Source organism: Aeromonas sobria (assembly GCF_006243315.1).
Classification (GTDB): Bacteria; Pseudomonadota; Gammaproteobacteria; order Enterobacterales; family Aeromonadaceae; genus Aeromonas; species Aeromonas sobria_A.
On the sequence record NZ_NKWE01000005.1, the window covers coordinates 1 to 26,486 of the forward strand.

Genomic DNA, 26,486 nt, shown 5'->3' on the forward strand with positions numbered 1-26,486 from the left:
GGCGAGGAATTGCGACAAGATACGCCAAAAACACTGGCTCGTTTGTGGCAGCGGTGCAGATCCGCTGCACATACTTGTGGGCCTCGATCTTATGACGACAGTCCCTAATCCCAAGGCGCTGATGTTCGTGGTGGCGCTGCTGCCCCAGTTTGTCGATCCGGATCATGCAGTTTTGCCCCAGTGGGGTTTGATGGCGATGACCACCGTCATAGTCCACTTTTGTGTTTACTGGGGATACGCGGTAGCGGGACATAAGGCGAGCCGTTACTTGCTGGATACGCGCATTCGCCGTTTTTACAATGGTGCCAGCGGTGTGCTGTTTCTGGGCTTTGCTGTGGGCTGGATGTTTGGTTCTTGGTAAATCTGCGCTGATGGTCACCATCGCCGGTATTGCGGCAGGCATGCGCAACACCGGTTGATGAATCCTTGCCAACAGACCTAAAAGGGAAGAACGCATAATATGCGCTCTTTTTTATGGTAAGTTCATCTTGTATATTACATTTCAATAGAGAGTCTTAGATTAGCTTCCAGACTAATGGATGCAAATAGAAAATTATATAACAGCTCACTATTACATCATCACAAGGTAATATAGTAGAACGATATTTAGCCTTGAGAACAATAGTAAACAGAATAAAGGCAAGGTGTATCCAGACTGAGGGGTTATTAGGGAAATAATTAATTGATATTGCACTGAGCGAGATTAGCAGCAGTACTATTCGATAAAGAATTCTATTAATTAATATAAAGGGTGCTGCAACCGCAGCCATCAACGTGAGCATTTCGATCACTAGTGACATGAGGCGCAGGCACCGCTTGCTGACATGCCAATACTGCCAGAAGCCATCATGCCTGCGACACCACTTCCCATGATGGGGCTCAACCTGCCGGTAACGGCACCACCAAATGCACCTGCAGCAATCTCTCTCATGCTTGCATCAGGATTGTTGGCAATGACGCCCATCACCCCCATAACGGCCCCGCCGCCTGCCCATACCAATGCTGGTGCCGCTCTCTTTGAACGTTTATTGGGGCTGACATCTCTTATGACAACAAGATTATCGTGCTCGACACTTGCCACGGCTTCCTTTGAGTTGGTGATCATTAATCTCGTGGTGGTAGAGAGATACTCACCGGGGTAGACAATATTTAAATTGTGAGCGGAATCTTCCAGCTCTATGTAGGTGGTGGCAAGATTTACAATCGTAAATTCCCTGTTTTCATTGCTTATACAATACTTTCCATTCGCATCAAGATAGTAATTTTCGCTCAGTTTTACTGTGTTGCAGTTGGTGAAAGAGCAGGTATTAGCATTAGCACTTGAAATACTGCACAGCAACAGCGCTGTGACAAAGCTGAGTTTCATATCATTCCCCGCAGTGGTTCGTTTGGATATTAATAATTGGTTAAATAAGAATGATTGTCAATTGGTTTTTTGTGGCATGTCATTGATTTTATTGTCAAATTTACTGGTCGCACCGTTTGCCTTGCGGATTGTGGGTGCAGCACTTGCCAATGATGAGCTTGTCGTTGATGAAGGGGGCGGTGGTGGAGGGCGTTTCGCTCAACGCCGGCCAATACCTCTGGGTCATCCTGATAAGTATCGTTACCCCCGATATTGGACTCCGTTATACCGCACTCCAAGGCTCAGTGACGTAGGGTGCAATAAGCGCAGCGCATTGCACCACTCGAAAATGTGTTTTGCATGGAGTCCTCTTGGGGTTGATATGGCAAGCGGTGCAATTCACTTCGTTCATTGCACCCTACGGATGACGAGCGCTGCGTGACCCTCCGGCTTGCATCCCTCACTCTTGAAGCGCAGACTGTTTGGCCTTGTTTTTATGCGATTCGATTCAAGGCATCCATCATGACTCCAGCTATCAACCTGCTGAAGAAGCTCAAGATCCCCCACAAGCTCTATCCCTACGAGTGCGAAGCCCACGACGATTTCGGCAAGCATGCCGCGACCCAGCTCGGGTTGCCGGAGGCGCAGGTGTTCAAGACCCTGGTCGCCCATCACGACAAGCAGGCGGTGGTGGCCATCGTTCCCTCATCCGGCATGTGCAGCCTGAAGCAACTGGCCAAGGCGACCGGCCTCAAGAAGGTGGAGATGATGAAACCGGCGGAAGCGGAAAAGCTGACCTGCTACAAGGTGGGGGGCATCAGCCCGCTGGCCCAGAAGAAGCTGTTGCCCACCGTGCTGGACGAGTCGGCCCTGCAGTTTGACGAGATTTTGGTGAGCGGTGGCAAGCGTGGCCTCTCGGTCGGGGTGGCGCCGCAAGATATGTTGACCCTGATGAAGTGGATCGCCGCCCCTATCGGCGAAGAGTAGCCACTGTTTTTGGGGCCGCCACAAGGTTCATCATTAGGCGGTCAGTGCGGCTGCTGCCGCTGGCGGCAGAGAGCCAGCCAGGCTTCGGCGGTGCGTGACAGATAGCGCTCGCTCGGCCAGATCACCCCGAGTTGCCAGCTCAGTTCAGGCTCCAGCGGCCGCACCACCAGCCCGTCCGGGGTCAGCCGATTGCAGACCGGCTCTGGTAAAAAGGCGATCCCCATGCCGCTGCGCACCATGGCGGTGAGAAAATCCCACTGGCTGCTACGCGCCGCCACTTGCGGCACAAAGCCCGCGTTCTGACATGCCTGCTCCAGTCGCTCGCTCAGGGTGAAGGCCTGGGTATAGAGCAAGAAGGGCTCCTCCTGCAGGGATTCCAGCCGCAGCGGCGTATCGCCGCGCCAGCGGGGCTGATCCGGCAGTACTACCCGGATCGGGTATTGATCCAGCTCCAGCGCGCTGAGGGCGCCCCCCTCTTTGGTCGGCAGCATGGTGATGGCCAGATCCAGCTCTCCCTCCAGCACCGCCTGCTCGATGCGGCGACCGCCGTACTCCACCAGGGTCAGCTCTACCTTGGGATAGAGGGTGCGGTAGGCGCGGATCAGATCCGCATAGACGTGGCCCACCATGGGGGGAATGCCGAGGGTGAGGCGACCGTGTTGCAGGCTCTGCAGATCCGCCAGTTCGGCCTCCAGCTGCTGCATCTCCGCCAGAATGGTCTGGGCGCGGTTGAACAGTACCTGGCCGCTGTCGGTCAGGGTGAAGCGGCGCCCCTCCCGGTTGAGCAGGGGCAGGCCCAGCTCCTCCTCGATATTGCGGATCATCTTGCTGATGGTGGGCTGGGTGACAAACAGTTTTTCAGAGGCTCGGGTGAAGCTCTGCTCTCGCACCAGTTCGACAAAATAGCGCAGGGCGCGAATATCCATGGACTCTCTCTGCTCTGGTTGATAGATGCATGCATTTTTGGCATGAATTTGATAATTTTAATTCATTATTTGAAGGTTTAGCGCATCTCTATACTGTGAACCGGTTCACAGAAAGACGATGATCATGAAAACCCTCTGTTTGCGCTGGTTACAGACTCCCTTCCAGATTGTGTTGCTGGCAGCCATCTGGCTGCTGGCCGATACCGCGGTGCGCACCCTTCATCTGCCACTCCCGGCCAACCTCACCGGCATGCTGTTACTGCTGGCCTGCATCCTGCTCGGGGTGGTCAAGGTCGAGTGGTTCCGTGCCGGGGCCCGCTGGCTGCTGGCGGAGATGCTGCTGTTCTTCGTCCCTGCCGTGGTGGCGGTGGTCAACTATCAGGATCTGCTGTTGCAGGAGGGGTGGCGCATCATGGTGGTGCTGCTGGTGAGTACCACGCTGGTGCTGGGCACCACGGCGCTGGTGGTGGACAGGGTCTATCGCCTTGAACTGAAACTGGCCCGCCGGAGTCGCCGTCATGTCTGATACCTTGCTCGGGCTGCTCTGTTTCGCCCTGACCCTGATCTTCTACTACGCCAGCAAGTGGCTCTATGGCAAGAAGCGCATCCTGCCGCTGATGCCCCTGCTGCTGGCGCCGACCCTGCTGGTAGCCGTGGTGCTGCTGTTCCACATCCCTTATCAGGATTACATGGCCGAGTCTCACTGGTTGCTCTGGCTGTTGGGCCCGGCCACCGTGGCCTTTGCGGTGCCGGTCTACGAGAACCGCCAGCTGGTACGTCGTCACTGGCTGTCGCTGTCGGTGGGGGTGGTCGCCTCGGTCATCATGGCGGTGGGTAGCACAGTGCTGCTGGCGCGCTGGCTGGATCTCTCCGACATGCTGCAACGCAGTCTGGCGATGCGATCCATCACTACCCCCTTTGCGGTGGAGGCGACCCGCGCCATCGGCGGTCAGAGCGATCTCACTGCGCTGTTTGTGGTGCTGACCGGGGTGATCGGCATGGCAGTGGGGGAGAGCGTGCTCACCGTGCTGGCCATTCGCAGTCGTCTTGGCAAAGGGGCGGGTTTTGGTGCCTCGGCCCACGGCGCTGGCACCGCCAAGGCCTATCAGATGGGTAACGAGGAGGGGGTGGTTTCCAGCATGGTGATGATGATCGCTGGTATGGTGACCGTGCTGCTTGCCCCCCTGCTGGGGCGGGTGTTCTGGTAATCCCCGATAGCGGATGGCGCACTACACTCAAACCATCAGGTTGTAGGGATACTGTTTATGACTCCTTGCTGGCGCTTGCTATTTTGCTTGTTGGGTGGCGTTTTGTTACCAATGCCAGCCCTGCAGGCTGCCGCTATTTTTACTCATCCCAGCCCTGAAAGTGATCAGGATACACGGGCACTCTACTACCGTGATGTGCTGCAGCTGGCGCTGGAGAAAACCCTCGATAGCCATGGTGACTACCAGTTGCGGCCTGCCCCGCAGATGAACCGGGTTCGACTTCGTCTTGAGGTCCGGCTGGGCACTTATCCCAACTTCTTCTCGGCCGATAGCCAGCGCACCCCTGATGAAATGCTATTCCTTGATTATGTGCCTTTCCCTGCCGAGCTTGGCATCCTGGGTTATCGTATCTGTTTTGTCAGCCCCCAGCGGGAGCGTGAGGTCGCCAATATCACCCGATTGGAGCAGTTACAAGCATTGCAGCATGGACAGGGACGTGGCTGGCAGGATGTGTTTATTTTGCGGCATGCGGGTATGCAGGTGCAGGAGGTAGACAGTTATGAGCGGTTGTTCAAGTTAGTGTCGCGCGGGCGGATAGACCTGTTTTGTCGTGGTGCCAACGAGCTGTATACCGAGCTGGAGCAGCGCCCGGAGCTGGGGCTGCAGGTCGACAAGCAGGTGCTGATCCATTACCCCTTTCCCCATTTTTTCTACACCAACAAAGATAACAAGCAGGGGGTTATCCGTATTACCAAGGGGCTGCAATTAGCCTGGCTTGATGGATCTTTGCAAAAGCTCTGGGCGAGTTATTTCAGATCCGGCCTTGAGCGGGCCAACTTGCCAGCCCGTCAGCTGTTTGAGCTGGAAAATCCACTATTAACCCCCCTCGGCGTTGACCTTACCCCCTACCAGTATGACCCCATTCGTCAGCAATTCGGCAAGGCGACGCCCTGAGCGAGTAGGCAAAGAAAGGGGAACCTCGCGGTTCCCCTTTTGCATGCTTGCGCGGTAGGCGCTTACAGCATCTGCTTGAGGCGATAGAGCAGATCGAGCGCCTGACGGGGGGTCAGCTCGTCCGGGTGCACCGCTGCCAGCTCTTCCACCACCGGATGGGGCTGCGGGGCGAGGCTCACCGGAGCCGGGCGGCTTTCACCGGCAACGGCCGGGGTGGCGCTTTCCAGCTCGTGCAGCTTGTGGCGGGCCTGCTGGATCACCGATTTCGGTACCCCCGCCAGCGCCGCGACCTGCAGACCGTAGGAGCGGCTGGCCGCCCCCTCCTGTACCGCGTGCATAAAGGCGATGGTGTCGCCGTGCTCCACCGCATCCAGATGGACGTTGGCCAGCCCCTCCATCAACTCCGGCAGACGGGTCAGCTCGAAGTAGTGGGTGGCGAACAGGGTGTAGGCGCCAATCTTGCTCGCCAGCTGCTCGGCGCAGGCCCACGCCAGCGAGAGGCCGTCGTAGGTGCTGGTGCCGCGGCCAATCTCGTCCATCAACACCAGGCTGCGGGCGGTGGCGTTGTTGAGGATGTTGGCGGTCTCGGTCATCTCCACCATAAAGGTAGAGCGACCGGAGGCGAGATCGTCCGACGCCCCGATGCGGGTGAAGATGCGGTCGATGGGGCCGATGCGGGCGCTGTCGGCGGGCACGAAGGCACCGATATGAGCCAGCAGCACGATCAGCGCGGTCTGGCGCATGTAGGTGGATTTACCCCCCATGTTGGGGCCGGTGATGATTAGCATCCGGCGGCTGCGCTGCAGGTTGATCGGGTTGGCGATAAAGGGATCGCTCATCACCTGTTCAACGACCGGATGGCGGCCCGCCTCGATCAGGATCTGCTCCTCATCGATCAGGGTCGGGCAACGGTAGTCGAGGCTCTCGGCCCGCTCCGCTAGGTTGGCCAGCACGTCCAGCTCCGCCAGTGCGGCGGCAGACTCCTGCAGATCGCCGAGGTGAGGCAACAGACCGTCGAGCAGCTCTTCGTAGAGCCGCTTCTCCAGCGCCAGCGCCTGGGACTGGGCGGTGAGTACCTTATCCTCGTACTTTTTCAGCTCGTCGATGATGTAGCGTTCGTTGTTTTTAAGCGTCTGGCGGCGGATGTAGTGGGCGGGCACCAGATGGCTGTTGGCGCGACTCACTTCGATGTAGAAGCCGTGTACCCGGTTGTAGCCCACCTTGAGGGTATTGATGCCAGTCAGCAGCTTCTCCCGCTCCTCGATACGGGCGAGGCTGGCGGTGGCCCCGTCGGCCAGATCCCGCAGCTCGTCCAGCTCCTGATTGAAGCCGTCACGGATCACGCCGCCATCGCGGATCAGCACTGGCGGTACCTCCATCACTGCGCGCTCCAGCAGGTCGAGCAGCTCGGGGAAGGTGCTGGCGCGCTCGGCCAGTTGCTGCACCGCTTCGTGCTGGTTGTCCGCCAACAGGCGCTGCAACTCGGGCAACTGGGCAAACGCCTGACGCAGCCGGGTCAGGTCGCGCGGACGGGCCGAGCGCAGGGCCAGACGAGCCAGTACCCGTTCCACATCGCCGACTTGGCGCAGCAGACCGCCCAGCTCGTCGTAGAGGTTCTGCTCGATCAGCTCCTTGATGGTGCTCTGGCGACCTTTGAGGATCACCCGATCGCGGATCGGCTGGTGGATCCAGCGCTTGAGCAGGCGGCTGCCCATGGGGGTGGCGGTGCGGTCCAGCACCTCGGCCAGGGTATTTTCGTAGCCTCCCGCCAGATTCTGGGTCAGCTCCAGATTGCGGCGGGTGGCGGCGTCCATGATGACAGCGTGATCCGGCTGCTCGAGGCGCACGCTGCGGATGTGGGGCAGGGCTGTGCGCTGGGTGTCTTTGACGTATTGCATCAGGCAACCGGCGGCGCACAGGGCGGTCTCGCTCTTGTCGACCCCAAAGCCCACCAGATCCTGAGTACCGAACTGCTGGCAGAGCAGTTTGCGGGCGGTGCCCAGCTCAAACTCCCACTCGGGGCGGCGACGCAGGCCGCGGCGACCCTCGACGTGGTGCAGGAACTCGAACGATTCGGGATAGAGCAGCTCGGCCGGATTGGTGCGTTGCAGCTCCGCCAGTAACGTCTCTTCCTTGTCGAACTGGTTGATGAAGAAGCGGCCGGAGCCGATGTCCATGGTGCCATAGCCGAAGCGGCGGCCATCGTGGTAGACGGCGGCGATCAGGTTGTCCTGTCGCTCGCTGAGCAGCGCTTCATCGGAGACGGTGCCCGGGGTGATGATGCGGATCACCTTGCGTTCCACCGGCCCCTTGCTGGTGGCGGGATCCCCCACCTGCTCGCAGATGGCGGCGGATTCGCCGAGCTGCACCAGCTTGGCCAGATAGCCCTCGATGGAGTGATAGGGCACCCCCGCCATCGGGATCGGACTGCCCGCCGACTGGCCGCGCTTGGTCAGGGAGATATCGAGCAGCTGGGAGGCCTTGCGGGCATCGTCATAGAACAGCTCGTAGAAGTCGCCCATCCGGTAGAACAGCAGGATCTCCGGGTTCTCGGCCTTGAGGCCAAGGTACTGCTGCATCATGGGCGTGTGGGCGCTCAGATTGGCGCCGGGAGCGGAGCCTGTGGCGCCGCTGGCTTGGTGTTGTGCGGTCATGTTCTGTTCCAGAAGGGGCCTCTGCGGGCCAGTGTCTGCGGTGATGAGCCTTGAGCTTGATGGCGCCATTCTACACATAAGCGCCGCGACGGGGGAGGTCGGGTGTGGCGGCCAGTTTTCACTAATTGGCCTCACTGCGACACATCAGATTCCGTGACGAGGAGGCGGCCATCTGCCTTGTGGCGGTTGCGGGCTGCGGCGGCAGGATCGCATAATGTGCCTCTTTAGCGGATCAGCAGGAGTCGTGATGAAACTGGATGCAGAGATAGAGCACCTTGCCATCGAGCTGGGACGTGACCTCGCTCAGCGTGGCTGGCTGGCGGCGACCGCCGAATCCTGTACCGGCGGCGGGGTGGCCAGCGCCATCACCGACATCGCGGGCAGCTCCGGCTGGTTCGATCGCGGTTTTGTCACCTACACCAACGAAGCCAAGCAGCAGATGCTGGGGGTGAGTGGCGAGAGTCTTGCACAGCATGGCGCGGTGAGCGAAGCCGTGGTGCTGGAGATGGCCCGCGGCGCGCTGGCCCACTCGTCGGCAGCCATCAGTGTGGCCATCAGCGGCATCGCTGGGCCCGGTGGCGCCACCGAGGACAAACCGGTCGGCACTGTCTGGTTCGCTTGGGCCGACCGCAATGGCCGTCACCACTCCCTGCTCGCCCGTTTCGACGGGGATCGCCGACTGGTGCGCCAGCAAGCGGTGAGGCAGGCCTTGTCGGGTTTGTTGGCCCTGCTCAGATAAATTGGGCTTGATACTGTATGAATAGACAGTATACTTAGCCCAACTTCACTTCTTACTCACGATTTCCAGCGGAGATTGGCATGGATCAGAACAAACAGAAGGCACTGGCGGCTGCGCTGGGTCAGATTGAAAAGCAGTTCGGCAAAGGTTCCATCATGCGTCTGGGCGACAGCAAGACCATGGATATCGAAGCCATCTCTACCGGTTCTCTCTCGCTGGACGTGGCGCTGGGCATCGGCGGTCTGCCGTGCGGTCGTATCGTCGAGATCTACGGCCCGGAATCTTCCGGTAAAACCACCCTCACCCTGCAGGTGATTGCGGAAGCCCAGAAGAAAGGCAAGGTCTGTGCCTTTATTGATGCGGAACACGCCCTCGACCCTATCTATGCTGCCAAGCTGGGCGTCAACGTTGACGACCTGCTGATCTCCCAGCCGGATACCGGTGAACAGGCGCTGGAGATCTGCGACATGCTGGTTCGCTCCAACGCCGTTGACGTCATCATCGTCGACTCCGTGGCAGCCCTGACCCCGAAAGCGGAAATCGAAGGGGAGATGGGTGACTCTCACGTCGGCCTGCAAGCCCGTCTGATGTCTCAGGCGCTGCGCAAGCTGACCGCCAACATCAAGAACGCCAACTGCCTGTGTATCTTCATCAACCAGATCCGGATGAAGATCGGCGTCATGTTCGGTAGCCCGGAGACCACTACCGGTGGTAACGCGCTCAAGTTCTACGCCTCTGTGCGTCTGGATATCCGTCGTATCGGTGCCATTAAAGAAGGCGACGAAGTGGTCGGTAACGAGACCCGCGTCAAAGTGGTCAAGAACAAGGTAGCCCCGCCCTTCAAGCAGGCTGAATTCCAGATTTTCTACGGTGTCGGTATCTCCAAAGAGGGCGAGCTGGTGGATCTGGGGGTCAAGCACAAGCTGATCGACAAAGCCGGTGCCTGGTACAGCTACAACGGTGAGAAGATTGGTCAGGGCAAGGCCAACGTGATGAAGCTGTTTGCCGAGAACAAGACGATGGCCGCCGAGATCGAGGTGCGCTTGCGTGAGCTGCTGCTATCCGGTGCGGTTCCCGCCGAAAAATCGGTGGTGGCTGACGAAGAGCTTGAAGATGAAAGCGAACAAGAGTTCGAGTAACAGGAAGGCCGGGCTAACCCCCGGCCTTGTCATTTATGGTCGATGAATCTTCCTCTGCTCACTCCCCTGAACCCGTTGAACTCTCCTTTGAAGAGCTGTTTGCCGCCGCCCGTGCTTTTGCCATGCGCAGTCTGGCCCGCCGCGAGAGCGCCGAGTCTGAGCTGGCTAACCGGCTGCGCCAGCAGGGCTTCAAGGAAGAGGTGATTGCGGCGGTGGTAGACTACTGCCGCGGTTACAACTGGGTCAACGACGAGCGTTACGGCGGCATGGCGGTGCGGGCCGGTGCGGCCAAGGGGCATGGCCCCATCAAGATCCGCTTCGATCTGCGGCGCAAGGGGCTGGATGATGCCCAGATCGATGCCGCATTCGATCAGCCGGAGCTGGACTGGTTCGAGCTGGCGTTGGCCCTGCTCGAGCGGCGAGCACGAGCCGCCGATCTGGGGGATTTCAAGTTGCGGATGAAGTGGCTCAAGTACCTGCTGGGTCGCGGCTTTAATCAGGACCAGGCGCGCTATGCGATCTCCGCCCTGCAAGAGGCGGCTGCAGAGTAGTCGGGGCTAGTGTCTTGTCGCGTGATGCAAGGTCGTGAGGCGATGTTGTGCCCGCCTTATTGTTAGACATATTGAGCACGGGATGGTGTTGCTGTTTCGGCTCGTGCTGATGGAGATCCGCAGTCCATGCCGCGTGTGGTTATTCCTGCGTGCCGGCAGCGATCTTTCCTCTTCCTGGCCCCCCTCGGTGATACCCCTTATTTCACCTTTATAGGATTTTCCCTGCCCATTCAGTGGTTTGGGTGCTGGGTGTGACGAAAGGCCGGTTCTGCCGTGCCACCCGCCTATTTTCCTCTGCTTTTGGCTTGATCTCTGGCTCAAAAAGCCGCTGTTTGCCTCCCTTTTCTTTCTGTACCTATTTATGCGCGCTTTTTCGCCCGTGACAGGCTGGTACGTTTTACTTTGCCCCGCAGAAAACTTACATTAATGCGATTAAAAGTCCGTATTCGAATCAAGCAGGGTTTTCCATGTATATGTCCACGTCAGAGATACGCGCGGCGTTTCTCGAGTATTTCCGTTCTCAGGAACACCAGGTTGTCTCCTCCAGCTCGCTGGTACCGCATAACGACCCGACTCTGTTGTTTACCAACGCGGGTATGAACCAGTTCAAGGATGTGTTCCTTGGCGCCGAGAAGCGTGCCTACAACCGCGCCACCACGTCCCAGCGTTGTGTCCGTGCCGGTGGTAAACACAATGACCTGGAAAACGTCGGCTATACCGCCCGTCACCACACCTTCTTCGAAATGCTGGGCAACTTCAGCTTCGGTGATTACTTCAAGCATGACGCCATCAAGTTTGCTTGGGGTTTCCTGACCGAAGTGCTGCAGCTGCCGAAAGAGCGCCTGCTGGTGACCGTCTACGCGACTGACGATGAAGCGTTCGATATTTGGGAAAAAGAGGTTGGCGTGCCGGCCGATCGCATCGTGCGCATCGGTGACAACAAGGGTGCCCCTTACGCCTCCGACAACTTCTGGGCCATGGGTGATACCGGCCCGTGTGGTCCTTGCACCGAGATCTTCTATGACCACGGCGATCACATCTGGGGTGGCCGTCCTGGCTCGCCGGAAGAGGATGGCGACCGTTTCATCGAGATCTGGAACGTGGTGTTCATGCAGTTCAACCGTCAGGCTGACGGCACCATGGAGCCGCTGCCCCGTCCGTCCGTGGATACCGGCATGGGTCTGGAGCGTATCTCCGCCATCATGCAGGGGGTGCACTCCAACTACGAAATCGACATCTTCCAGGCGCTGATCAAGAAAGCGGCCGAGATCGTTGGTACCACCGATCTCAGCAACCAGTCTCTGCGCGTCATCGCCGACCACATTCGTTCTTGTGCCTTCCTGATCGCAGATGGCGTGATGCCGTCCAACGAAGGTCGTGGCTATGTGTTGCGTCGCATTATCCGTCGCGCCGTGCGTCATGGTCGCAAGCTGGGCGCTACCGAGGTCTTCTTCTTCAAACTGGCTGCCGAACTGGCGGTGCAGATGAAGGATGTGGCGGGTGAGTTGATCGCCCAGCTGCCGCTGGTCGAGCGCGTACTGCGTATCGAGGAAGAGCAGTTTGTCCGCACGCTGGATCGCGGTCTGCTGCTGCTGGAAGATGTGCTGGCCAACCTGGGCGATGCCAAAGTTGTGCCGGGCGAGGTGGTGTTCAAGCTGTATGACACCTACGGCTTCCCGGCTGACCTGACTGCTGACGTGGTGCGCGAGCGCGACATCAGCATCGACGAAGAGGGCTTCACCGTTGAGATGCAGAAGCAGCGTGCTCGTGCCAAAGAGGCCTCCAGCTTCGGCGTGAACTACAACGAGATGCTCAAGCTCGACTTCGAAACCCCGTTTACCGGTTACCAGAGCCTGAGCGAGCGTACTCGTGTGCTTGGTATTTACCAGGGCACCGAAGAGGTGAGTGGTCTGATTGCCGGTGACGAAGCCGTCATCGTGCTGGAGCAGACCCCCTTCTACGCCGAATCCGGTGGTCAGGTAGGTGACAGCGGTACCCTGAAAGTGGACGACGGCATCTTTGCCGTGACCGATACCCTGAAGGCGGGTAAGGCGATCATCCATAAGGGTTACATGGAGCTGGGCACCCTGGAGAAGGGCGCCGAGGTTGAAGCTGTGGTTGATGATGCTCGTCGTCAGGACGTGGCGTTGAACCACTCGGTGACGCACCTGTTGCACGCCGCCCTGCGTCAGTCGCTGGGGGATCACGTGACCCAGAAAGGTTCTCTGGTGGGGGCCGAGCGTATGCGCTTTGACTTCTCTCACTTCGAAGGGCTGACCATGGCGACCATTCGTCGTATCGAAGAGCTGGTCAACGCCCAGATCCGTGCCAACCATGAGATCGACACTCAGGTGATGGATCTGGATGCGGCCAAAGCTGCCGGTGCCATGGCGCTGTTTGGTGAGAAATACGAAGATGACGTGCGTGTGGTGCGCATGGGCGACTACTCCACCGAGCTGTGTGGTGGTACTCACGCCAAGCGCACTGGTGACATCGGCTTCTTCAAAATCATCGCCGAGAGTGGTATCGCCGCAGGCATCCGCCGTATCGAAGCCGTGACTGGTAAGGGCGCCATCGACTTCATGCATCAGCTTGCCGAGCAGTTTGAAGAGGCTGCCGCGCTGGTCAAAGGCGATCAGTTCTCCATCGGCAGCAAGGTGCGCCAGATGTTGGATAAATCCAAGATGATGGAGCGCGAGCTGGAGCAGCTCAAGGCCAAACTGGCGGCTCAGGCCGGTAGTGACCTGCTGAGCCAAGTGATCGAGATCAACGGTCAGAAAGTACTGATTGCCGCGCTGGAAGGGGCTGACCCCAAATCCCTGCGTGGCATGCTGGACGAGCTGAAAAACCGCATGAAGTCCGGTGTCGTGTTGCTGGCAACCAGCGGTGATGACAAGGTCAACCTGATCGCCGGTGTCACCAGCGATTTGACCGGCAAGGTCAAGGCTGGCGAGCTGGTCAATCTGGTTGCCCAGCAGGTGGGTGGCAAGGGCGGTGGCCGTCCGGACATGGCTCAGGCGGGTGGTACTCTGCCGGAAGCTGTGCCTGCGGCGCTGCAATCTGTTCACTCCTGGCTGGAAGAGCGCCTGTAAGCGGGTGAGGTGATCTGTGGCACTCTATGTACAGAAGTACGGCGGCACGTCGGTCGGCACTCTTGAGCGGATCGCGGCGGTAGCGGAGCGGGTTCAACAGACCCGCGCCCAAGGACACGACGTGGTGGTGGTGGTCTCCGCCATGTCGGGCGAAACCAACCGGCTGCTGGGCATGGCCCAGCAGCTGGACCCTGATGCCAACCGGCGCGAGATGGATGTGCTGGTCTCCACCGGTGAGCAGGTCACCATAGCGCTGCTGGCGATCGCCTTGAATCAGCGCGGTTGCCCGGCGGTCTCAATGACCGGTGATCAGGTGCGTATTCATACCGATTCTGCTTATGGCAAGGCGCGTATCACCCACATTGACACCGAACGGGTTCAGACTGAGCTGGGGGCGGGCAAGGTGGTGGTGATCGCCGGTTTCCAGGGTCGTGACGAGCATAACGCCATCACCACCTTGGGCCGCGGTGGCTCCGACACCACGGCGGTTGCCGTGGCGGCGGCCATCAAGGCCGATGAGTGCCAGATATTTACCGATGTGGATGGGGTGTACACCACGGATCCGCGCATTGAGCCCAAGGCCCGGCGTCTCGACACCATCACCTTCGAGGAGATGCTGGAGATGGCCAGCCTGGGGGCCAAGGTGCTGCAGATCCGCTCGGTGGAGTTTGCGGGCAAGTACCGCGTCCCGCTGCGGGTGCTGTCGAGCTTTATCGCTGGAGAGGGAACCTTAATCACATATGGAGGTGAAAGGATGGAAGCTCCCCTGGTATCCGGGATCGCTTTTAACCGCAACGAGGCCAGCCTGACCATTCTGGGCGTGCCTGACCGTCCCACTGTTGCCGCGCAGATCCTCAATCCGATCAGCGACGCCAACATTGATGTCGACATGATTGTGCAGAACACCCTGGGAGATGGCACTGCCGACTTCACCTTTACGGTGAATCGTGATGACTATCGCCGCGCCCGGGCACTGCTGGAGGAGACCGCCACTGCGCTGGGCGCCTCCTGTGTGCAGGGGAATGGCGAGATAGCCAAAGTCTCCATTGTCGGTGTCGGCATGTGGAACCACCCCGGGGTTGCCCGCACCATGTTCAAGGTATTGGGCGAGGAGGGGATCAACATGCAGTTGATCTCGACCTCTGAAATCAAGATCTCTGTGGTAATTGACGAGAAGTACCTGGAGCTGGCAGTGCGGGCCCTGCACGCGGCTTTCGGGTTGGATCAGGCACCCCAGGAGCAGCCCTTGGGCTAACAATCTCTGATTGATTTAGTTTCAACCATTTACCATATCGGTATCTTTGTAAGATAATGTCGCATATCGATATAAAAACAAAACAAGATACAGGAGCAAGCGAATGCTTATTTTGACTCGTCGTGTTGGGGAAACCCTGATGATTGGTGATGAAGTGACTGTCACCGTACTGGGCGTTAAAGGTAACCAGGTCCGTATCGGTGTCAACGCACCGAAAGAGGTCTCTGTGCACCGTGAAGAGATCTACCAGCGTATCCAGGCTGAAAAAGTGCCGGCACAACCCAACTTCTAAGTGGCGGTTGATGACTGTGACAAGGCGACACCTCATGTGTCGCCTTTTGTTTTTCTGATAGCTGACATTGCCCTGCAACGGGCAAAACGGCGCCCTAAGTAGTGATATTGCTTGAATATTCCACGCTTTGGCCAAATGCTGAGCGAACGCACTTTTTTCTCCAAAAAAGTGTTTGACTAAAAATCCCTGTGAAGTATTATCAGCCCCGCAAACGGAGAGGTGGCCGAGAGGCTGAAGGCGCTCCCCTGCTAAGGGAGTATGCGGCTTATACCCGCATCGGGGGTTCGAATCCCCCCTTCTCCGCCATTTGCGCCCGTAGCTCAGCTGGATAGAGTACCTGGCTACGAACCAGGTGGTCGGAGGTTCGAATCCTCCCGGGCGCACCATATTTAGACTCAAGCAAGAGTCATGTGTTGACCATCAGCAAGTCGGCACTTTGAAAAAGGCTTACTGATAAGTAAGCTTTTTTTATCGTTTTAAAACAGAGCGCCCGTAGCTCAGCTGGATAGAGTACCTGGCTACGAACCAGGTGGTCGGAGGTTCGAATCCTCCCGGGCGCACCATATTTGAAAGCAGTATCAAAAAGTTTGTGAGCGCCCGTAGCTCAGCTGGATAGAGTACCTGGCTACGAACCAGGTGGTCGGAGGTTCGAATCCTCCCGGGCGCACCATTTTTGAAAGCACTACTAAAAAGTTTGTGAGCGCCCGTAGCTCAGCTGGATAGAGTACCTGGCTACGAACCAGGTGGTCGGAGGTTCGAATCCTCCCGGGCGCACCATATTTGAAAGCAGTACTAAAAGTTTATGAGCGCCCGTAGCTCAGCTGGATAGAGTACCTGGCTACGAACCAGGTGGTCGGAGGTTCGAATCCTCCCGGGCGCACCATATAGACAGCCTCGACTCAGGTCGTGGCTGTTTTTTTATGGGCGAAATTCACCTCTGCGCTGCGGATCTGCTTCCGTGGTGACGGGTCGTTCACCGTCCTGTCGATCTGCGCTTGCCATCTCCTCTGCTTCGCGTCCCGTTATTGGGTGCCGCTCTTCTGATCGGGGTTATACCCTGTCTCTATTACCGCCTCTGCCTGCGCGCTGTATGTCTGTTGCTGCAACGGGGGATAGCGTGCCATGCCATCGCTCAGGGCGTAACAGCCAACCCCTTGTATCGCCAGCTGTGGTGTTTTACGGGTAATAAAAAAGGATGCCGCAGCATCCTTTTGAGGTGAGAAGGTCAACTCAGCTTTTCAGCCACTTGCGAATACGATTGGCATCGCCGATCGGGGTGCGTTTGCCCACCGAGTTGAGCAGCACGATGGCAAGCTCCTGGCGGTCGGGCTTGGCGCGCATCACCAGACAGCGGCCCGCCTCATCGGTAAAACCGGTTTTGGAGAGGCGCACATCCCAATCCGGGTTTTTCACCAGCGGGTTGGTGTTGTTGAACATCAGGCTATAGGCCGGTGAGCTGAACCGCATTTCCCGGTTCTCATCCTGGGTGAATTGGCGGATCAGCGGTTGGCGATAGGCCGCTGCTGCCAGCTTGCCCAGATCCTGGGCGGTAGAGACGTTACGGGTCGAGAGGCCGGTGGAGTCGTAGAAGTGGGTATTGCGCATCCCGAGCGCTCTTGCCTTGTTGTTCATCGCCCGGACAAAGGCACTGCGGCCACCCGGATAGTGACGCGCCAAAGCGGAGGCCATCCGGTTCTCTGAGGACATCAGCGCCAGATGCAGCGCATCGCGGCGGGTTACCTTGGTGCCCATGCGGACGCGTGAATGGGTGTGTTTGACCCGATCCAGATCGTTCTTGTCAACCGTCAGGGTTTGACCGAGATTCTGTTTGGCATCCAGCACCACCAATGCTGTCATCAGCTTGGTGAGGGAGGCAATGGGGCGCACCTTGGTGGCATTTTTTTGATAGAGGGTCTTGCCTGTGTTGACATCAAGAACCAGCGCGCTGCTGGAGCGAACGTCCAGCTTGGCAGGGTTGGGGGCGGCGTTGACCCCAGGCAATCCCAGCATTCCCATCAAGCCGACAACCAGCGCTACTGCGCGAATCCGATACCGCATACAACCGACTCCATTCCCATCCAAAAAAGGCGCTAGATTCACTCATTTTTGCCCCTGCTTTACAAGGGCCTTTCGAGACTATTTATGCTGTTTGCGCAAAAGCGCGATCAAAAAAGCCCTCAAGTGAGGGCTTTTAGGTTTGGGTAACAGATCAATCTCGTGGCTGTACCGCCCTGCGTTTGCTGATCCAGCGCCAGACCAGCGCCACCATGCCACCCACCAGCAGCACCACCGGCAGATAGATGATGATGTTGAGGAACTGGGATTGGTATTCCGCCGCCAGCTTGGTATGGCTCAGGTAATAACCGAAACCGACCAGCGGGCAGATCCACATGATGGAGCTGATCAGGTTGACGATGAGAAAGCGCCCCTGCGGCAGCTCGGTGGCGCCGACTATGTAGGGGTAGGCGGTGCGCACGAAGGCGATATAGCGAGCGGTGATCAGGGTGATGATCCCGTATTTGTCCAGCAGGTGGTAGACCTTCTGCTGGTGTCGCTCTTCCACATGGGACATCAGCCGGTGGTAGAGCTGGGTGTGGCCGAGGAAGCGCCCTTGCATATAGCCAAGCCAGGTGCCGACAAAGGTGGCAATGATCAACAGCGGGATCACCCCGAGGGGCAATACGTCTTGATAAATCAGCACGCCGGTGAGGATCAGCAGGCTGTCACCGGGTAGAAAGGCGGTAGGGATGAATCCGTTTTCCAATACCAGAAACGTCAAAATCACACCACAGATCATGAAGGCCATCTTGGGATCGGAAAGGGTGTTCAGATCATGATTCATAAAGGCGTGAGCCAGTTGGTAAAACTGCTCCATCTTGCAAACTCCGCAGGTTAGCTGGGTTGATCGGTCAAGGGCATGGCGAGCACCTTGTCGATGCGCAGACCATCCATGTCAACTATCTCCAGTTGCCACTGTTCCAGTGTCACCAGATCTCCGGTTTTTGGAACACGACCAAGGAGCAGCATGATAAGCCCTCCAAGGGTGTGATAGTGATGTTTTTCTTCTTCTGGCAGCCGAACCAGCTCCAGACAGTCCTTCAATTCCGGCAGCGGGATCAGGCCGTCGAGCAGCCAGCTGCCATCGGCACGCTGGAATGCCCAGTTATCAGAGCCATCCTCCTGCTGGAAATCCCCCGCCAGTGCCTCCAGCAGATCCTGCTGAGTGACCAGACCTTGCAGCTCGCCATATTCATCAACCACCAGCACCATGTGCTCGGCATGGGAACGAAAATGGTTGAGCAGCTCCAGGCCGTCCAGAGTCTCGGGCAGCAGGCTACCCTCCTCGGTCAGGGCTGCCAGATCGATAGGCTCCCCCTTGATATAGGCCAGCAGCAGGGTGTTCACGTTGATGATCCCCACCAGTTCCGACAGGCTGCCATTGCAGACCGGGAAGAAGTTGTGGCGGTATTCCACCAGTCGTTGCAGGTTGACCGCCAGTGGCTGGGCCAGATCCAGATAGTGGATATCGCTGCGTGGCACCATCAGTGAGGAGAGGCTGCGTTCGTCAAGCCGAAACACGTTGCGCAGCATGGTGTGCTCGTGGTCCTCGATCACCCCGGCTTCCGACCCTTCCACCAGCATGGCGTGGATCTCCTCCTCGGTGACGTTGCTATTGCCATTCTGGTTGACCCGCAACAGCCGCAGGCCGGCATTGGTTGAAGCTGACAGCAGCCAGACAAAGGGGCGGGTCAGGGTGGCGAGCCAATGCATGGGGCGAGCCACCAGACAGGCGATGCGCTCGGCATTCAGTTGTCCCAGCCGTTTGGGCACCAACTCACCCACCACGATGGAGAGGTAGGTGACAACCACAATGACGATAACGGTAGCGAGCAGGCCGCTACTTTTAGCCGGGAGTCCCCACTCCTGGAGCCAGAGAGAGAAGGGCTGGGCCAGCAGGGACTCGCCATAGATACCGTTGAGCAGGCCGATACTGGTGATGCCGATCTGCACAGCGGAGAGAAAATGGGTTGGATCTTCGCCCAGCTTGAGGGCGATAGCGGCGGAACGGTTGCCTTCACTGGCAAGCTTGCCAAGGCGCGCTTTGCGAGCGGTGACGATGGCGATTTCTGACATGGCAAAAATGCCATTAAGCAAAATCAATCCCAACAGGATCAAGATTTCCATACTGCAGTCGTGCCTCTTAGAGAGAGAAGATCGCAGGCAGTGTAATGAATTTGGCGCAGATGTGCTTGTGAAAGCAGGTGCTGCTGTTCGTTCATTTTATGACGTTGGCTTGGCATGGCTGGCAGAGATGAACCGGATGGGGTGGGCTGATGCAAAAGGGCGGGAAATCCCGCCCTTGGTATGGCCTGTCAGGCTGAGCTGATCAGAACTGCTGGAACCAGCGCTGGATCTGGGCAGGATCCTTGCTCTGGGTCAGGGAGAGCATCAGCAAGATGCGGGATTTTTGCGGGTTGAGGGTGCCAGAGGCCACAAAGCCGTATTTGGCATCATCGATCTCGGCATCCAGAGTGGTGGCGCCGGTCGGTACGCGGGCAGAGCGCACCACGCGGATACCATCCTTGCTCGCTTGGGTCAGGGTATCGAACAGGGTGTGGTAGAGGTTGCCGTTACCCACGCCGGCACTGACGATGCCGTCGAACTTGGCATCGACCATCGCCTTGGCCGGCAGATCGGTGGCGTTGGCATAGTTGTAGACGATGCCCACTTGCGGCAGTTTGTCGAGCTTGCTCACGTCGAACGGGGTCTTGCTGGTGTGCAGGCGGGCTGGGGTGCGCTGATAGTCGATCTTGCCGTTGTGGATGTAACCCAGCGGGCCAAAGTTGGGGGAGGCGAAGGTCTGCACCCCGGTGGTATTGGTTTTGGTGACGTCCCGGGCATCCAGCACTGTGTCGTTCATCGCTACCATCACGCCACGGCCCTTGGAGCTCGGGTCGGAGGCGGTGACCACGGCGTTATACAGATTCAGCGGGCCATCGGCACTCATGGCAGTAGAGGGGCGCATGGCACCAACCAGCACCACCGGCTTGTCGCTCTTGACGGTCAGGTTGAGGAAGTAGGCGGTCTCTTCCATGGTGTCGGTGCCGTGGGTGATGACGATGCCATCCACGTCATCCTTGGCCAGCAGCTCGTTGACCCGCTTGGCCAACTTGAGCCACACCTCGTCGTTCATGTCCTGGGAGCCGATCTTGACCACTTGCTCACCCTGCACATCGGCCACGTTTTTCATCTCGGGCACGGCGGCAATCAGGGTTTCGATGGCGACCTTACCCGCCTCGTAGTTGGACTGGGTAGCAGACTGGCCCGCACCGGCGATGGTGCCGCCAGTGGCCAGAATGTGGACGCTGGGCAGGGCCATCGCCATCGGGGAGAGGGTCAGGCCAACAACGGCGGCGAGCAGGGTCTTGCGGATCGGTAAGGTCATGCGGCAAATCCTTCTGATAGGGGAAATTGCAGCGATTTTGCGCTTTCTGTAGCGGTTTGTTGTGATAAAACTCACCAAAAGACAGGTGAGTACAGATTTTTAACCTGTTTTATACCTCTATAGAGATAAATTAACCTACTTGAAAGCCCTGGGCTTCGATCAGGGCGATCAGCGCGGCTTTGCCCAGATCACTTTCGATCACGGCCTTGCTGCTGGCGAAATCGACGGTAGCCGCAGCGACCGCGCTCTGGGCCAGCAGGGCTTTTTGCAGGCTGGCGGCGCAGCCACCACAGGACATGCCGGACACGGTGAGTTCGATGGTCATGGGGTATCTCCTTTATTGATGAACGCCAGCCTAAAGCTGCCGCCTCCGGCAAGGTCAAGATGTCAGTACATCAACCCCGGGAAGTGCATCAGGGTCGCCCCCGGACTTGCAGTGACCTGCGAGTCCGGGGTCGTGGTGGCGATGATGAGAGTGCCTGCACGCAGTCGCTTCCGGCAAGGTCAAGATGTCAGTACATCAGCCCCAGATAGTTCATCAGAGTTGCCCCCAAGCTGGTGGTGACCAGCGAGCCGAGAGTCGTGACGGCAATGATATTGGCTGCCAATGCACTGTCGCCTCCCATGGCACGGGTCATCACATAGCTGGCGGCGGCGGTCGGGGTGGCGCTGATCAGAAACAGGATGCCGAGCTCCAGATGGCTAAAGCCGAGCAGGGCCGCCCCCATGGTGAAGGCGGCCGGGATCAGGCACAGGCGCATCACCGCAGCCCAGCCAGCCAGCGCAGCCCCACCGCGCAGGGCGTCGAGACTGAGGGAAGCACCGGTACAGAGCAGCGCCAGCGGCAACGTCATGTTGGCGAAGTAGCTGCCGGTGGTGAGCAGCAGTTGCGGCATCTTGATGCCGAGCAGGGTGAATGGCAGCGCTGCCACGATGGCGATGATCAGCGGATTCTTGATGATGCCGAGCAGGATGGGGCGAATCCCCGTGGCGCCGCCCAGACTGCGGGTGAGGGTAATGACAGCGAGAATGTTGTAGAGCACGGTCACCGCGCCAACATAGAAGGCCGCCGCCCCCAGCCCCTCGTGGCCGTAGGCGTTTTGCACATAGGCGAGCCCTATGATGGCGCTGTTGCCGCGAAAGCTGCCCTGCACGAAGATGCCGCGCAGCCGCTGCGCCGTGATAAAACGCCCCGCCAGCAGCTCCAGCAGTAGATAGCTGATAACGGTGGCGAGCAGGCCATAGCCGATAAACCAGAGGCTCGGCATGGTGGCGAAATTGGTACCGAGAATGCTGAGAAAGAGCAGGGCGGGCAGGGTGACCTGAAACACCAGCCGGGAGGCCGACTCGATAAAAGGATCCGGCAGCAATCCCAGCCGCTTGAGCCAGATCCCGAGCAACAGCACCACGCAGATGGGGCCTGTGATGGAGAGGGAGAAGAGCAGACTGGCCAGCAGATCCATGATAGCGTCCTGTGCTGTACCCACGCGCCCTGGTGGCGGGGCAAAAATGCATTCTAACGCCATGGGCTTGTATTCACAGGGGTTAATCACAACAATGTGGGCAATTCCACCGCCTAGCCTCCTGTGAGCCAATTCATGGACAAGAAACTGACCATCCTCGATATCGCCCGACTGAGTGGCGTCGGCAAGTCGACCGTCTCCCGGGTGCTTAATCAGGATCCCAAGGTGAAGCAGGAGACCCGCGAGCGGGTAGAGCAGATCATCGCCGAACACGGCTTTGTGCCGAGCAAGTCGGCGCGGGCCATGCGTAGCCAGAGCCAGCAGGTGGTGGGGATCATCGTCTCGCGCCTCGACTCCAGCTCCGAAAATCAGGCCGTGCGCGGCATGCTGGAGACCCTCTACCAGCGCGGCTACGACGCCGTGCTGATGGAGAGCAAGTTCTCACCCGCCAAGGTGCAGGAGCATCTGGCGGTGCTGGAGCGGCGTGGGGTGGATGGCATTATCCTGTTCGCCTTCAATGACTTGGACTATGCCGCCATGGCGCCGCTGAAAGAGAAGCTGGTGTTGATGGCGCGCGAATACCCCGGTTTTTCCTCGGTCTGCTTCGACGATGCCGGTGCGGTGCGCACCATGCTGGCGCAGCTGGCAAGCCGTGGCGCCCGCGACATCGCTTATCTGGGGGTGGATGCCTCGGATCTCACCACCGGTCAGCGCCGACTCGATGCCTATCTCGCTTACTGCACAGAGCAGGGGTTGAGCCCGCGCAGCGCCCTCGGCGATCTCAGCCTGCAGAGCGGCTACCGGCTGGCGGCCGAGCTGCTCACCCCCACCACCCAGGCTCTGGTCTGCGCCAGCGATACCCTCGCCATCGGTGCGGCAAAATACCTGCAAGAACAAGGACGTAGCGAGGTGCTGGTGACCGGCCTTGGCAACAACCCCATGCTCAGCTTCCTCTTCCCCAACGCCCTCAGTCTCGATCTGGGTTACAAGGGGGCGGGGGAGCAGGCGGCCCGCCAGCTGCTCGGTCAGATCGAGCAGGCGCAGCCGCCGCTGGTGACCATAGCACCCTGCCGAACCCTGTGAGCCCCATCACTTCTGACTGAACAAAAAATGCGCTTTTTGTGATGCTGGCCACGAATTGGGAACGTTCCCATTTCGATCTGGCCAAATTGTCGGCATGCTAAATGGGAACGATACCAAAAACGCTCCGGCCGACAGACTGGCTCAAAAGGGCGATGCAGACCACTATTCAATGGCGTCACAGAGGGAAGACCCATGTCCAAGATCAACGCACAACAGCTTGCCACCCTGATCGACAAGATCGGCGGCAAGGAGAACATCGCCACCGTCAGTCACTGCCTGACCCGGTTGCGCTTCGTCCTGAACGATCCGGCCAAGGCCGACAGCAAGGCCATCGAAACCATCCCGGCAGTGAAGGGAAGCTTCACCCAGGGCGGTCAGTTCCAGGTGGTGATCGGCAACGAGGTGGAGCAGTGGTACAAGGCGCTGACTGAAGAGCTCGGCGTCAGCGGCGGTAGCAAGGAGGCCGCCAAGCAGGCTGCCCGTCATAATATGAATCCGCTGGAGCGGGGCATCTCCCATCTGGCGGAGATCTTCGTCCCCCTGTTGCCCGCCATCATCACCGGTGGTCTGATCCTCGGCTTTCGCAACGTCATCGGCGACATCAAGATGTTCGACGATGGCACGCATACCCTCACCGAGATCAGCCAGTTCTGGGCTCAGGTGCACGCCTTCCTCTGGCTGCTGGGCGAGGCGATCTTCCATTTCCTGCCAGTCGGCGTCTGCTGGTCTGCGGTGAAGAAGATGGGCGGCTCCGAGATCCTCGGTATCGTGCTGGGGGTGACGCTGGTGTCGCCGCAGTTGATGAACGCCTATGGCATCGGCCAGCAAACTCCCGAGGTGTGGGATTTCGGTCTGTTCGTGATCCAGAAGGTGGGTTATCAGGCGCAGGTTATTCCGGCCCTGCTGGCGGGGGTATTCCTAGCCTGGGTGGAGACCAACCTCAAGCGGATCATTCCTGCCTATCTCTATCTGGTGATTGTGCCGTTTGTCTCGCTGCTGCTGGCGGTGATCGTGGCTCACGCTTTTATCGGCCCGTTCGGCCGCTGGATTGGTGAGGGCGTCGGCTTTGCCGCCAAGGCAGCCATGACCGGTTCCTTCGCTCCCATCGGTGCCGCCCTGTTCGGCTTCTTCTATGCGCCGCTGGTCATCACTGGCATCCACCACACCACCAACGCGGTGGATCTGCAGCTGATGCAGAGCATGGGTGGCACGCCAATCTGGCCGATCATCGCCCTCTCCAACATCGCGCAAGCCTCTGCGGTCGTCGGCATCATTCTGATCAGCCGCAAGGAGAACGAGCGGGAAATCTCGGTGCCTGCCGCCATCTCCGCCTACCTCGGGGTGACCGAACCGGCCATGTACGGTATCAACCTCAAGTACAAGTTCCCCATGCTATGCGCCATGGTGGGTTCCAGTCTCGCGGCCCTTATCTGCGGCTTCGCCGGAGTAATGGCCAACGGCATCGGAGTGGGCGGCCTGCCGGGCATCCTCTCCATCCAGCCGCAATACTGGGCCGTTTACTCCCTTGCCATGCTGGTCGCCATCGTGGTGCCTTTGGTACTGACCCTGCTGGTCTACAAGCGCCAGCAAGCCGCTGGCAAGTTGGCCCAAGCCAGCGCCTGACACTGATTATCAGGGCGACCCACGGGTCGCCCTCTCCATTTCATATTCGAGACAAGAGAAAGACCCATGAGCCAAACTCCCTGGTGGCAGAGTGCCGTGATTTACCAGATCTACCCCAAGAGCTTTCAGGATTCCGCTGCCCGTGGCACCGGTGATCTCAAGGGGATCATGGCCCGCCTCGACTATCTCAAGACTCTGGGCGTTGACGCCCTCTGGCTGACCCCGGTCTACGTCTCCCCGCAGGTGGACAACGGTTACGACATCGCCGACTACCTTGCCATCGACCCCGCCTACGGCACCATGGAAGATTTCGAGGCGCTGTTGGCTGCCGCCCACGCGCGCGACATCCGCATCGTGATGGATATAGTGGTCAACCACACCTCCACCGAACACGCCTGGTTCAAATCAGCGCTGGGGGACAAGAACAGCCCCTACCGCGACTACTACATCTGGCAGGATCCGGTGGATGGCGGTGTGCCCAACAACTGGCAATCCAAGTTTGGCGGCAGCGCCTGGGAGCTGGATGCTGCGACCGAGCAGTATTACCTGCACCTGTTTGCCCGCGAGCAGGCGGATCTCAACTGGGAAAACCCGGCGGTGCGCGCCGAAGTCAAAAACATCATCCACTTCTGGGCGAAGAAGGGGATCGATGGTTTCCGTCTCGACGTCATCAACCTCATCTCCAAGGATCAGGCGTTCCCGAGCGACGAGATTGGCGATGGCCGCCGCTTCTATACCGACGGGCCGCGCATCCACGAGTTTTTGCAGGATGTGAGCCGCGATGTGTTCGCGCCGGTGGGGGCCATGACGGTGGGGGAGATGTCCTCTACCTCGCTGGAGCACTGCCAGCGTTACGGCGCGCTGGATGGCTCCGAGCTCTCCATGGTGTTCAACTTCCACCACCTCAAGGTGGATTACCCCAACGGTGACAAGTGGACCAAGGCGCCGTTCGATTTCCTCGAGCTCAAGCGCATCTTCAACCACTGGCAGAGCGGCATGCATGGCAAGGGGTGGTCGGCGCTGTTCTGGTGCAACCACGACCAGCCGCGCATCGTCTCCCGCTTCGGCGACGAGGGCGAACATCGGGTTGTGGCCGCCAAGATGCTGGCCAGCACATTGCACGGCCTGCAGGGCACCCCCTACATCTATCAGGGGGAGGAGATCGGCATGACCAACCCCGGTTATCAGAGCATCGACGACTATCAGGATGTAGAGAGCCGCAACATCTCCGCCATCAAGCAGGCGGAGGGGATGAGTGAGGCCGAGATCCTCGCCATTCTCGGCGCCAAATCCCGTGACAACTCCCGTACCCCGATGCAGTGGAGTGCCGCGTCCAACGCCGGTTTCACCAACGGGACGCCCTGGCTCAAGCCCGCTGCCAACTACCCCGAGATCAACGCCGAGGCGGCGCTGGCCGACCAGAACTCGGTGTTCTGGCACTATCGGGATTTGATCCGTCTTCGCAAGGCGTACCCCATCTTCACCTTGGGGGATTATCAGGAGCTGCTGGCGGGGCATGAGCAAGTCTGGACCTATACCCGCAGTGCCAACGGTCAGACCCTGCTGGTGGTGAGCAACTTCTACGGCGAGCCGGTGGAGTTTGCGCTGCCTGCCGAGCTGCAAGCTGCTGAAGGTCGCCTGCTGCTGGGTAACTACCCCGATAGCCCGGCCCGGCCGCAATCGGGTATGCTGCGCCCTTATGAATCCCTGATCTGGCTGATGGAGTAGT

The 26,486-nt window shown here is 58.9% G+C and carries 23 protein-coding genes, 6 tRNA genes and 1 pseudogene; 21 read left to right on the plus strand and 9 right to left on the minus strand.

The window, feature by feature from the left end; translation table 11 throughout:
- Positions 1 to 95: pseudogene (locus CF137_RS21940) on the plus strand (IS5/IS1182 family transposase); the annotation flags it as partial.
- Positions 96 to 121: 26 nt separating this feature from the next.
- On the plus strand, positions 122 to 361 hold the full coding sequence (locus CF137_RS01655) for a LysE family translocator (RefSeq protein ID WP_240038497.1): 240 nt from the start codon (positions 122 to 124) through the stop codon (positions 359 to 361).
- A gap of 429 nt (positions 362 to 790) precedes the next feature.
- Here CF137_RS01655 and CF137_RS01660 read toward each other — a convergent pair whose 3' ends face one another.
- Positions 791 to 1,366 carry a hypothetical protein gene (locus CF137_RS01660; protein WP_139717482.1) on the minus strand — a complete coding sequence of 192 codons (576 nt, stop codon included), beginning with the start codon at positions 1,364 to 1,366 and terminating at the stop codon, positions 791 to 793.
- A gap of 501 nt (positions 1,367 to 1,867) precedes the next feature.
- On the opposite strand from CF137_RS01660, the gene ybaK reads away from it, so the two are divergent.
- Positions 1,868 to 2,332, plus strand: a complete 465-nt coding sequence (gene ybaK / locus CF137_RS01665; RefSeq protein WP_139717484.1) for a Cys-tRNA(Pro) deacylase — start codon at positions 1,868 to 1,870, stop codon at positions 2,330 to 2,332.
- 41 nt (positions 2,333 to 2,373) lie between these two features.
- Here the strand turns inward: ybaK and CF137_RS01670 are convergent, their stop codons facing one another.
- The gene (locus tag CF137_RS01670; RefSeq protein ID WP_139717487.1) at positions 2,374 to 3,258 is read right to left on the minus strand and encodes a LysR family transcriptional regulator; all 885 of its coding nucleotides are present in this window, start codon (positions 3,256 to 3,258) and stop codon (positions 2,374 to 2,376) included.
- Between the two features lie 124 nt (positions 3,259 to 3,382).
- Between CF137_RS01670 and CF137_RS01675 the strand changes: the two genes are divergently transcribed.
- The 3 genes from CF137_RS01675 (at position 3,383) to CF137_RS01685 (ending at position 5,420) form a co-directional block, all read left to right on the plus strand.
- Positions 3,383 to 3,784: a CidA/LrgA family protein gene (locus CF137_RS01675; protein ID WP_042021599.1), complete on the plus strand. Its 402-nt coding sequence runs from the start codon at positions 3,383 to 3,385 to the stop codon at positions 3,782 to 3,784.
- A complete protein-coding gene (locus CF137_RS01680) occupies positions 3,777 to 4,466 on the plus strand; it encodes an LrgB family protein (protein WP_068978977.1) in 690 nt (229 codons plus the stop codon). The genes CF137_RS01675 and CF137_RS01680 overlap by 8 nt, the downstream gene beginning before the upstream one ends.
- Before the next feature lie 111 nt (positions 4,467 to 4,577).
- Entirely contained in the window at positions 4,578 to 5,420 is an 843-nt protein-coding gene (locus CF137_RS01685) for a transporter substrate-binding domain-containing protein (RefSeq protein ID WP_240038496.1), read from the plus strand.
- A gap of 62 nt (positions 5,421 to 5,482) precedes the next feature.
- On the opposite strand, the gene mutS is transcribed toward CF137_RS01685, so the two are convergent.
- Positions 5,483 to 8,074: a DNA mismatch repair protein MutS gene (gene mutS / locus CF137_RS01690; RefSeq protein ID WP_139717489.1), complete on the minus strand. Its 2,592-nt coding sequence runs from the start codon at positions 8,072 to 8,074 to the stop codon at positions 5,483 to 5,485.
- A gap of 247 nt (positions 8,075 to 8,321) precedes the next feature.
- Between mutS and pncC the strand changes: the two genes are divergently transcribed.
- From pncC to CF137_RS01755, 12 genes are all read left to right on the plus strand, one after another.
- Positions 8,322 to 8,813 (plus strand): nicotinamide-nucleotide amidase, encoded by a 492-nt coding sequence (gene pncC, locus CF137_RS01695; RefSeq protein WP_139717491.1) that lies wholly within the window; start codon positions 8,322 to 8,324, stop codon positions 8,811 to 8,813.
- Positions 8,814 to 8,893: 80 nt separating this feature from the next.
- Entirely contained in the window at positions 8,894 to 9,952 is a 1,059-nt protein-coding gene (gene recA / locus CF137_RS01700) for a recombinase RecA (RefSeq protein WP_101348139.1), read from the plus strand.
- Between the two features lie 35 nt (positions 9,953 to 9,987).
- Positions 9,988 to 10,503 carry a regulatory protein RecX gene (locus CF137_RS01705; RefSeq protein WP_139717494.1) on the plus strand — a complete coding sequence of 172 codons (516 nt, stop codon included), beginning with the start codon at positions 9,988 to 9,990 and terminating at the stop codon, positions 10,501 to 10,503.
- 467 nt (positions 10,504 to 10,970) lie between these two features.
- Complete coding sequence (alaS, locus tag CF137_RS01715; protein WP_139717499.1) at positions 10,971 to 13,595, plus strand: alanine--tRNA ligase; 2,625 nt, start codon at positions 10,971 to 10,973, stop codon at positions 13,593 to 13,595.
- Positions 13,596 to 13,611: 16 nt separating this feature from the next.
- Positions 13,612 to 14,850: an aspartate kinase gene (locus CF137_RS01720; RefSeq protein ID WP_042021511.1), complete on the plus strand. Its 1,239-nt coding sequence runs from the start codon at positions 13,612 to 13,614 to the stop codon at positions 14,848 to 14,850.
- Positions 14,851 to 14,953: 103 nt separating this feature from the next.
- Positions 14,954 to 15,142, plus strand: a complete 189-nt coding sequence (gene csrA / locus CF137_RS01725) for a carbon storage regulator CsrA (protein ID WP_042021513.1) — start codon at positions 14,954 to 14,956, stop codon at positions 15,140 to 15,142.
- 213 nt (positions 15,143 to 15,355) lie between these two features.
- A tRNA-Ser gene (locus CF137_RS01730) sits at positions 15,356 to 15,448 on the plus strand.
- A 3-nt stretch (positions 15,449 to 15,451) separates the two neighbouring features.
- A tRNA-Arg gene (locus CF137_RS01735) sits at positions 15,452 to 15,528 on the plus strand.
- 100 nt (positions 15,529 to 15,628) lie between these two features.
- Positions 15,629 to 15,705, plus strand: a tRNA-Arg gene (locus CF137_RS01740).
- Between the two features lie 30 nt (positions 15,706 to 15,735).
- Positions 15,736 to 15,812: transfer RNA gene (locus CF137_RS01745), tRNA-Arg, on the plus strand.
- Positions 15,813 to 15,842: 30 nt separating this feature from the next.
- Positions 15,843 to 15,919, plus strand: a tRNA-Arg gene (locus CF137_RS01750).
- Between the two features lie 29 nt (positions 15,920 to 15,948).
- Positions 15,949 to 16,025 (plus strand) — tRNA-Arg (locus CF137_RS01755).
- Between the two features lie 347 nt (positions 16,026 to 16,372).
- Here CF137_RS01755 and pbpG read toward each other — a convergent pair.
- From pbpG to CF137_RS01785, 6 genes are all read right to left on the minus strand, one after another.
- Complete coding sequence (pbpG, locus tag CF137_RS01760) at positions 16,373 to 17,200, minus strand: D-alanyl-D-alanine endopeptidase (RefSeq protein WP_101320461.1); 828 nt, start codon at positions 17,198 to 17,200, stop codon at positions 16,373 to 16,375.
- A 151-nt stretch (positions 17,201 to 17,351) separates the two neighbouring features.
- Entirely contained in the window at positions 17,352 to 18,017 is a 666-nt protein-coding gene (locus CF137_RS01765) for a DedA family protein (protein ID WP_101320463.1), read from the minus strand.
- Positions 18,018 to 18,034: 17 nt separating this feature from the next.
- Positions 18,035 to 19,327, minus strand: coding sequence for a hemolysin family protein (locus tag CF137_RS01770; protein WP_139717501.1), 1,293 nt, complete (start codon positions 19,325 to 19,327; stop codon positions 18,035 to 18,037).
- Positions 19,328 to 19,529: 202 nt separating this feature from the next.
- Positions 19,530 to 20,588, minus strand: coding sequence for an L-asparaginase 2 (gene ansB / locus CF137_RS01775; RefSeq protein ID WP_098970820.1), 1,059 nt, complete (start codon positions 20,586 to 20,588; stop codon positions 19,530 to 19,532).
- A 130-nt stretch (positions 20,589 to 20,718) separates the two neighbouring features.
- Positions 20,719 to 20,913: a heavy-metal-associated domain-containing protein gene (locus CF137_RS01780; RefSeq protein ID WP_139717503.1), complete on the minus strand. Its 195-nt coding sequence runs from the start codon at positions 20,911 to 20,913 to the stop codon at positions 20,719 to 20,721.
- A gap of 187 nt (positions 20,914 to 21,100) precedes the next feature.
- Complete coding sequence (locus CF137_RS01785) at positions 21,101 to 22,051, minus strand: AEC family transporter (RefSeq protein WP_139717505.1); 951 nt, start codon at positions 22,049 to 22,051, stop codon at positions 21,101 to 21,103.
- Positions 22,052 to 22,186: 135 nt separating this feature from the next.
- Between CF137_RS01785 and treR the strand changes: the two genes are divergently transcribed.
- The 3 genes from treR (at position 22,187) to treC (ending at position 26,485) form a co-directional block, all read left to right on the plus strand.
- Positions 22,187 to 23,134 carry a trehalose operon repressor TreR gene (gene treR / locus CF137_RS01790; RefSeq protein ID WP_139717507.1) on the plus strand — a complete coding sequence of 316 codons (948 nt, stop codon included), beginning with the start codon at positions 22,187 to 22,189 and terminating at the stop codon, positions 23,132 to 23,134.
- 192 nt (positions 23,135 to 23,326) lie between these two features.
- A complete protein-coding gene (gene treB, locus CF137_RS01795; protein ID WP_139717509.1) occupies positions 23,327 to 24,757 on the plus strand; it encodes a PTS trehalose transporter subunit IIBC in 1,431 nt (476 codons plus the stop codon).
- A gap of 66 nt (positions 24,758 to 24,823) precedes the next feature.
- Positions 24,824 to 26,485: an alpha,alpha-phosphotrehalase gene (gene treC / locus CF137_RS01800; RefSeq protein ID WP_139717511.1), complete on the plus strand. Its 1,662-nt coding sequence runs from the start codon at positions 24,824 to 24,826 to the stop codon at positions 26,483 to 26,485.
- Position 26,486: the final 1 nt, after the last annotated feature.